Here is an 8576-nt window from a genome sequence, read left to right as displayed (position 1 = left end):
TTACATGGGGATTAACTGCCCGTATAAGCCCGATTGGTGAACACTAATAATCAGTGGGGATAATGCGTCCCCACTGATTAAAGTTTCACTTTATCCCGCTTTAACGGGCAGTACTACTCCAAACTTTAACATTAAGCTATAGCGAAGTAGTTACATGGGGATTAACTGCCCGTATAAGCCCGATTGGTGAACACTAATAATCAGTGGGGATAATGCGTCCCCACTGATTAAAGTTTCACTTTATCCCATTAGTTCTTTCATTACATTTTTATATGCTGTTAAAATATCATTTTTATGAACAGTATCTTGCCCTACATACTGTTCAACTAGCTCCCCTAATGTTTGAGAAGTACTTGTATACTGCTTTTCCATGATTTCAAATTTTAACAGACTTTCATAATACTCGATTACTTGTGGATTCATGTGTAACACTCCTTCATTTTTAGCATAAAAAAACATCTTTCTCTCTACAGAAAGATGTCTAATATGACAAATACACGACATAATACGGTGATTGCCACCACGAATCAATTACGCCTTGGCGTAATTGCGTCCGGATTTTGAATTGTGCCCGCACAATTCATTCCTTTCAAAATCCGTGACATCCGCCGGAGGCTTATCTTCATTCAATAGGTGTTTGGTAACCCATTAAAAAAGATCTTATCTGCATTCATTCACCACCTTCAAAGGTGAGAGTCTTCTGAATGAAGATAAGGCTTTCTATTAATAATAGAAGCTTCCTTTTCAGCAATCATCGTACTATGAGCATGCAGGAGAAGTTCTCTAGTCACACTCAACACCCCCTATCCTCGTAGGTTTTTTGGTTGTACTAGATAAAGGCAGGTCTCCTGGCTTATGTTCATCACACTTTTCACCTTCCCATTACAATGCGTAACAGTGGTCCTTTGAAACGTGCTCCCATTTACAGTTGCGGGACAGCGTCGGATTTGCACCGATCTTCCCTTTTAAACAAATCAAAATATGATTTGTACCTCTATCTTATTATTCCGTTTTTATTATTATACCATAGTGGTTTGTGTTCATTGACCTATCCTAATAGATTACTAATAACGAATGTAATGGAGTCAATTTATGACCTTTCATTAAATTAGAGTAATCTAGACAGGTTTTCTCTGTATTTCATCTTGATAAATAAAGAATAAGGTTCTATGGTATTTAGACGCTATCGACTCGCTTCGAGATAATGGTCAATCTCTTTCAATGCACATTTACCATTTATCTACCAAACAATACTTTCCTATGGTATCATTTCTACATAAAAAATTTTTCATTTTAAAAATAGCAATATAGGAATACTTTTATAGGAGAGATTCAAATGGAGAAAAATACTAGTATAGCGATTGTTTTATCAAGTATTATAATTGGTGGCTCTTTAATATATAGCACAACTAAACTATCAAATAGTATAGATTATGCAGGGAGCACTATTACAAATTCAAATCTTCAAATGGCGAATTCAATAAATAATAGGGAAAATGAAAATTATGAGTTAGTTGTTATCGATGGATGGTTATATTTATACGACTCAACAAGTGGACAGATTTGGAAAAAAATAGATAATGATAATCCTGATGAAACATGGAAAATTGTAAAGCATTTTGGTGAGTAACGGGTTATTATCAACTTTTCATCAATCCAAATAATAGCCCATCACTCATCACTCTAAGGACTTGTGCGTATGATGACAATTCATTACACACAAGTTCTTTTGTTATGCTTTCACAACCTCTCCTGTAGCTCCACACTTAAATACACCGACTAAATAGAAAAGGATGGGATAAAATTGAAATTCAGATATTTTAGTACCCTGTTTATTACGTTGATCTTGCTTTCTGCTTGCAATACTGGATTAGAACCAAAGGAACATTTAGGAGAAATATATACAATTGCATTAGATTCAATTATGGAACAAGATGAAGCATTAAGTAGTGATATGAAATACATAGCTATTGATATGAATAATTTTGAGGGAGTAGATGAAGGTGGTAAAGAAGAAATTTTAAGCTATTTTAAAGAAAAATACAAAGTAGATGTAATGGATGCAACATTTGAACAGCTGAAAGAAAAGGGATTGTATAATCGAGATACATTATCTTTAGATGGCGTACTCCTTAGAATAGAAAAAGTTGAATTTAAGTTCAACAATGACATCTTTTTTGAAGGTTCTATGTATCGTTCGGGTTTAGGGGCAGTTGGAGTAAAAGTTACAGTTCATTACAAAGACAATAGATGGAAAACCAAAGAAGTGAAACAGACTTGGATTAGTTAATTATTAATGTGTTCACGAGGATTTTAGTTTAATAAGAATAGGACTTGTGTTTATGATTTAACCTCTTACACGCAAGTCTTTTTTTATGCTTTCACAACCTCTCCTATGGCACCACACATAATGTGTATCCACCAATGTCAAAAACACACTTGTAAATTAAGGAATATTTTGCTATTTTATAGTTAGTTATTCAACTAACTAATAATTAAGGAGGTGAAAATGAATGGCAAAACCTACTGGTATCGAAAAGTCAGATTTAATAACGGCTGCTAAGCAAAGTTTAGTAGAAAAAGGGATTGAAAAATTCACATTAAAGGCTGTTGCTGAGCAGGCTGGTGTGACACAAGGAACTATTTATTATCATTTCAAATCAAAAGAGCAAATAATTCTCGAAATTGTCCAAGACATCTGTGAAAATTCTTGGAATGAGATGGTGACGATTGATCAACAGATGATTCAATCTGCACTTCTCTCTGCAAAAAGCCGATATGAAAATGATGCCTTTTATCATAAATTATTTTTCACCTTAATCGTCTTCGGCTTTACTAACCCGGCTATTAGACAGCAAGTTGGACAAATTTTAACGGCTGAAAATGAACATTTATGTCACGTTTTAGAGAAATTATGGGATACATCACCAATTGATGGTGTCTCAGTGGAAACTTGGAGCATTTTTCTCAACGCCCTTATTGATGGTTTAGCCATACAAGTGATGATGCGGGACGATTTCGATGTAGATGCATTCTATCAACAATTAGAAAAAATCCTTCAAACACTGTATCGTCTGGGAAAATAATTTGAGGAGGAAACACAATGCCATTCTTTTTATGTTGGGGGTTTGCGATTTGGCTTGTAGCAAGTGCTGTATTCCGATTAATGGGGCATTACTTTTTTATCCTTGAAAAACCTTTATTCATGATAGCCGCTTTCATTTTAGCCATTCCACTCATTTGGATAGCGACAATACCTATTTATTCTTTGAAAAAGATAATGGGTACAGAGCGATTACTGGCTGCTTTCTGTATCGTATTACCTGGAATGCTCATTGATGCAGTCGTATTATTTTTTTTCGACGATGTTTTTCCGAATTTATCAGCTGATGTAGATCGTTATTTCGCTTCATGGCTTCTATGGGCCTATTCCCTAATACTTATTACTGGTTTTACAAAGGCTTCATTCGTGAAGAAAAATACTATTCATTCGTGAAAATCAATTATGCCTCGGCATAATTGCGTCCGTAATCGGCTTTGTGCTTAGTACTGCAGATGTTTTTTGCGCGAAAGCGTAGCGGCAGGAACAGCATGATGTTGCTCACTCAGTCGTTGCCACAGGACGTGGCGTTCTTAGACTGAGTTCCTCTATTTCAGCGAGTGTTTAGACACCCGCTGAAATAAATTAAAGGATTTTCCATTATTATCCTAGAAGTAAGTATTGATTAGAATTAAAGGAGGAGAAAAAATGGTTATAGGCTTACATCACGTTCAAATAACAATTCCAAAAGGTGAAGAAGAAAAAGGGAAACATTTTTACTGTCAAGTATTAGGATTAAAAGAACTTGAAAAGCCTGATTCGCTTAAAGGACGCGGTGGATTCTGGTTACAAGTCGGCAATAAAGAGGTACATGTAGGGACAGAAGATGGCTTTGATAGATTAACGACTAAGGCTCATATTGCCTATCAAGTTGAAAATATAGAACAGTGGAAAATGACATTAGCCGAACATCATATAGAAATTTTCGACGCAGTTCCTATTCCTCATTTTGAACGCTTTGAATTTAGAGATCCATTCGGTAATAGAGTGGAGATGATCCAGGAAATTTAAAAAGAAACAGTTGAATAGAAATTAAATTCTATTCAACTGGCATGTTGTCAAAAGATGACTATCACATGACAGACGTTTTAACAAATGTCATCCAACTTTTTAATTTTATCGGATTACTTTTACGTTTTATTGGCCAAATGTTTTGTTTTATCGATTAACTTTCGCGTTTTATCCCCCAACTTTCTGAATTTTATCGACATCTGCCTAGTCTGATTATCGCTAAGTATTACATGCTAATTGTATCGTCGTTTCCCCCACCGTCATGTCTTTCAAGGCCTCTATGACCTTTCGTTTCTATCAATACTTCACCCAACTGAAACATTTGTAATAAAACTGTAAATTAAGGCGATGAAGCCTTTTATATCAGGTGTTTACAGCGAATTCCCATTCGTCGTGGTAACAATTACCTCCAAGAAGCCTTACTTTTTCATGCTACGATTAATTCCAGTGGAAAGCCAAAACAGGTTTAATCTTAACAAATAGCTTCAGGAGGAATTTAACAACATGAATAAACGATTTTTAACAACAACATTAGCATTGACGATAGGTTTTAGTACATTGGGAGTGGTACAACCAACTGTCCATCCAATAGAAGTAGAGGCTGCAACAACTAATGCTCAAAATAACGCACAGGCTGTTGCTGCGAAAGCAGAGCAATTAATTAAAACTGGAAAAAGCTTAATTGGTCAAGCGACATACAGTAATACTACCTACAAGGCTACATATCCTTATAAATTTTCTTGTGCATCATTTATAATGTATATTTTCGAGAAAAATGGTGTCGATCTTGCGACTTATAATGAAGATTATATGATACAGCAAGGAATACCCGTTAACAGAAATCAATTACAAAAAGGTGATTTACTTTTCTTTAAGAGTAAAAAAACAGGAACAGATCCTGATCATGTGGGAATGTATATTGGCAACAATCAAATGATTCACATGGCTGATACGAAGCAAAATATCGTTATTTCGGATTTAAACGGTAAAGCATATTATACAGATAATTATGTAGGTGCCCGAAGAGTATTACCTACACTACTTTCAGCAAATCCTGCCACGAAAGGCGATAAAATAGTTGAAAACGCCTTTAATTATAAAAATAAAGTAACGATCAGCTCTACTAATAACGAAGCTAGTCTTCGCTTTACAGCACCAGGATTTGTAGACTTTGTCTATCGTAAGAGTGGAGTTAAACTTGGTACAACTACTTTAAAAGAACAAATGAATGTTGGCACAACGGTTTCACGTGCCAATTTGAAAAAAGGTGATTTAGTGTTCTTTAATAGTGTTATAGGCTCTAAAACTCCTTCACTAGTAGCTATCTATGCAGGCGATCAACGTATTATCATTCCAAGTTCTAGTGGTATAACTACAAGAGTACTTATGGTTGACTATTATAAAGAGCATTATATTACAGCAAAACGAGTTTTTTAAGACAGCTTTAAATTGGATATAGAAAAAAGAAGCTTTCCTTAAGGAAGCTTCTTTTTCTATTATATATTTTTTAACTGATTCGCAAATTCAATCATAGATTTGCTGGACATTGGACCTTTAATAAGAACAACGGTTTCACTGCCAAGCTTAGGCTTTAGTACATCTAAAACTCCTGTAACATCTTGAAAAATATGAACATCTGCCTTTGTACCTTCCTTCAACGCTTGGTTCGCGATATTTTCTGCTCTTTTGCCAATTGTAATAAGCGTATCAATGTTTCTTTTCGCGACCATTGTGCCAATCTCTCGATGATATTTTTCTTCGAAACTACCTAATCGCTTAATGTCACCTAAAATTAGAATTACTTTTTTCCCTATTCCAATCGTATCTAAAACCTTTAGTGCTGCTTCAACAGAAGTCGGGTTGTTTGTCCATGTATCATCTACTATCGTACTTTCACCGATACCAGTAGAAATCTCTAAGTGCCGTGCCATCGCTTTGAACGTTCTTAATTGCGAAATAGCGACAGCAATGGAAAGTCCCATTTCCTTTACGGCTGCTATAGCCGCTAATGCATTATATACTTGGTGTTCTCCGTATCCTGGAACAAATACATTGTACTTGTCATTTGACACTTTTAGTACAAATTTCATGCCGCCTTTTGTGAATTGGATATTCGTAGCTTGATAATCTGAATTTTCGTGAACGCCAAAGGTAATGATCTTCCCATTAAATTTACGCAAGGGGATCTTCTTAGTGTTTTCATCATCACCATTAATGATTAACGTGCCATCTTTTTTTATTCCTTCTAAAATTTCTGCCTTTGCTTTTATATACCCATCAAGATTAAGACATCCGTCTAAATGATGGACACCGATATTCGTAATAATACCAATCGTAGGCTGATAGATCATACACTGGTGTTTAATATTCCCACTATTCCCCAAACCTAATTCAAAGATAGCTGCTTTTGTTTCCTGATCGATTCCAGTCAAGTACGGTAAGGATTGCCGTGGCTCGTTTTTACTGCTTACAGATGCTTGAACATTCCATTCCTTACTAGCTATGTGTTTAATCATTTCTTTCGTAGTAGTTTTGCCACATGTTCCGGTCAAAGCGACGACGGGTATTTGAAATAGATTCCTGTAATATTCAATGAATTTCCAATAGGCCTGCACAACACTCTTGACGCGAATAACGGTCGTATTCTTCAGCGATTTTTTCAATTCTTCTGATGATTTATCCGAAATGACTAGAGATGGGCCCTTTCGATCTATCTCGTGCCAGTTGATTGTATCACTTTTACTAACAAACATAAGTGTATGATGTTGTGTCAGTTCATGTCGGTTATAATAAATTGCATGTTTTACAGACCAGAGTTCAGAACCGCTTATTAATTCTCCATGCAATAATTTTCTTATATCGCTAACACTTATATGTTGCAAGTTAACTACGCCCCCTTTCTATAAAGTATATTTCTGTATAAGTGAGTTAATATATGACCACGCTTCTGCATTTCTTAGCAATTGGCTATTGGCATGCTCAATCTAGTAAATGATGGAAAATAACATTTATTTAGGTGAAAAGATGAATCTATTCAGAAGTAGATGATTTTTTTATTTTTAAATCATCTGCCAACTTAGAAACTTCTTTACTATACATATCACCTTTAATGAAAAGAACCGTATTTTCATCTACAATATCTTCTAACAACTTATAGACGCGCGTACTATTTTTAAAAATATACACAGGTGAACTCAGTCCTGCCTCAATGGCATGAAGCGCCATAATGCTTGCATGTTCCCCTATCGTAATAAGTACATCGACCCCAATTTCACTAATTAATTCTCCCGCTTGCTCGTGAATAATATATCCCCAAGACCCTAAATCTGTAATCGTTCCAAGAACGGCAATCTTTTTCTTGCCTTCTCCGAGAGCATTCAAAACCTTTAATCCTGCCTCCAAAGAAGTGGTCGTAATATTCCATGTATCATCTAATAATATGGAATTATTAATACCCTTAAATACTTGAAGCTGCTTATTCAATTTTTGGAATGATGGCAGTCGTTTTGCTGCCAACGAAATCGGCAAATCCATTTCATCAATAGCTGCAATAGCAGCAAGGGCATTATATACTTGGTGCTCGCCAAAACCTGGTACAAAGATTTCATATAGTTTCTTCTTGTGATGAACGTTGAACAACATACCATTTTTGTGGTAGCGAATATCACTTGCTCGAAAATCACAAGATTCATGCTTCCCTACTTTTATGATATGTCCTTGAAACTTCGATAAATCTAATTTATTTGTGTTGATATCTTCAGCATTAAGGATTAATGAGCCTGTGGGACTAATAATGTCCAACATTTCACCCTTTGCTTGGATATACCCCTCTAAAGTTTTACAATAATTTAAATGATGTGCTCCTATATTTGTAATAATCCCAATAGTCGGCTTGAAATATTCCCCCGCAAGTTTGATGTCCCCCGGTGAACCAACAGCAGTTTCAAAAACGGCTGCGTCGGTATGATCATCTATATTCAGTAAATATTGTAAAGAAGCAGTTCTAGAATTACTACTAAGTGGCGTGGATGCTACATTTTTTTCTGCTGAAAGTATATGTTTGATCATCTCCTTTGTCGTCGATTTACCAGAAGTACCAGTAATAGCTACGATAGGGATATCAAATTGATTGCGATAATAATTTACAAATTTCCAATATGCCTCATCTATATTATTTACTTTAATGATGATGATTTGCTCAGGTATTTCCTTTTGACTGTATAGTCTATCTGTTACAAGCACTATAGGATAAAGCGTCTCCATGTCTTTCCAGTTGACAATACGCTTATCTGTAAAAAGGGCGGTATTTGGTTTTTTCACTTGCTTCAGTCGATAAGCTCCATGTTGAATCAACACTTCCTCCGACCCTTGCACTAAATGGCCTGCAGTAATGACTGTTAAATTCTGCACCGTAAGAGGCTTCATATTATTTTTCCCTCCTTTCCACTCTAGTATATGTACCTTC

Annotated in this window: 9 protein-coding genes and 1 riboswitch; of the genes, 6 read left to right on the top strand and 3 right to left on the bottom strand. The window is 35.5% G+C overall.

Going from position 1 to position 8576, the window contains the following annotated elements; all coding sequences use genetic code 11:
* Window positions 1–240 precede the first annotated feature (240 nt).
* Entirely contained in the window at window positions 241–423 is a 183-nt protein-coding gene (locus ACQKN2_RS00770; protein ID WP_323646399.1) for a hypothetical protein, read from the bottom strand.
* 398 nt (window positions 424–821) lie between these two features.
* Window positions 822–1011, bottom strand: a riboswitch (cobalamin riboswitch).
* Between the two features lie 325 nt (window positions 1012–1336).
* On the opposite strand from ACQKN2_RS00770, the gene ACQKN2_RS00765 reads away from it, so the two are divergent.
* The 6 genes from ACQKN2_RS00765 to ACQKN2_RS00740 all read left to right on the top strand — a co-directional run bounded on the left by ACQKN2_RS00765 (window position 1337) and on the right by ACQKN2_RS00740 (window position 5548).
* On the top strand, window positions 1337–1630 hold the full coding sequence (locus ACQKN2_RS00765; protein WP_427413217.1) for a hypothetical protein: 294 nt from the start codon (window positions 1337–1339) through the stop codon (window positions 1628–1630).
* A 174-nt stretch (window positions 1631–1804) separates the two neighbouring features.
* Window positions 1805–2290: a peptide ABC transporter substrate-binding protein gene (locus ACQKN2_RS00760; RefSeq protein WP_427413216.1), complete on the top strand. Its 486-nt coding sequence runs from the start codon at window positions 1805–1807 to the stop codon at window positions 2288–2290.
* A 223-nt stretch (window positions 2291–2513) separates the two neighbouring features.
* Window positions 2514–3086 (top strand): TetR/AcrR family transcriptional regulator, encoded by a 573-nt coding sequence (locus ACQKN2_RS00755; protein ID WP_427413215.1) that lies wholly within the window; start codon window positions 2514–2516, stop codon window positions 3084–3086.
* Between the two features lie 17 nt (window positions 3087–3103).
* The gene (locus tag ACQKN2_RS00750; protein WP_427413214.1) at window positions 3104–3496 is read left to right on the top strand and encodes a DUF5367 domain-containing protein; all 393 of its coding nucleotides are present in this window, start codon (window positions 3104–3106) and stop codon (window positions 3494–3496) included.
* A 252-nt stretch (window positions 3497–3748) separates the two neighbouring features.
* Complete coding sequence (locus ACQKN2_RS00745) at window positions 3749–4111, top strand: VOC family protein (protein WP_427413213.1); 363 nt, start codon at window positions 3749–3751, stop codon at window positions 4109–4111.
* Between the two features lie 504 nt (window positions 4112–4615).
* On the top strand, window positions 4616–5548 hold the full coding sequence (locus ACQKN2_RS00740; RefSeq protein WP_427413212.1) for a C40 family peptidase: 933 nt from the start codon (window positions 4616–4618) through the stop codon (window positions 5546–5548).
* Between the two features lie 59 nt (window positions 5549–5607).
* Here the strand turns inward: ACQKN2_RS00740 and ACQKN2_RS00735 are convergent, their stop codons facing one another.
* Both ACQKN2_RS00735 and ACQKN2_RS00730 read right to left on the bottom strand, forming a co-directional pair.
* Window positions 5608–6993, bottom strand: a complete 1386-nt coding sequence (locus ACQKN2_RS00735; RefSeq protein WP_427413211.1) for a UDP-N-acetylmuramoyl-tripeptide--D-alanyl-D-alanine ligase — start codon at window positions 6991–6993, stop codon at window positions 5608–5610.
* A 148-nt stretch (window positions 6994–7141) separates the two neighbouring features.
* A complete protein-coding gene (locus ACQKN2_RS00730; RefSeq protein WP_427413210.1) occupies window positions 7142–8536 on the bottom strand; it encodes a UDP-N-acetylmuramoyl-tripeptide--D-alanyl-D-alanine ligase in 1395 nt (464 codons plus the stop codon).
* Window positions 8537–8576: the final 40 nt, after the last annotated feature.

This window comes from Lysinibacillus sp. NPDC093688 (genome assembly GCF_050280145.1).
Taxonomy (GTDB): Bacteria; Bacillota; Bacilli; order Bacillales_A; family Planococcaceae; genus Lysinibacillus; species Lysinibacillus xylanilyticus_B.
The sequence above is the reverse complement of the archived record's forward strand: the minus strand, read 5'-3'. Positions and strand labels throughout refer to the sequence as shown.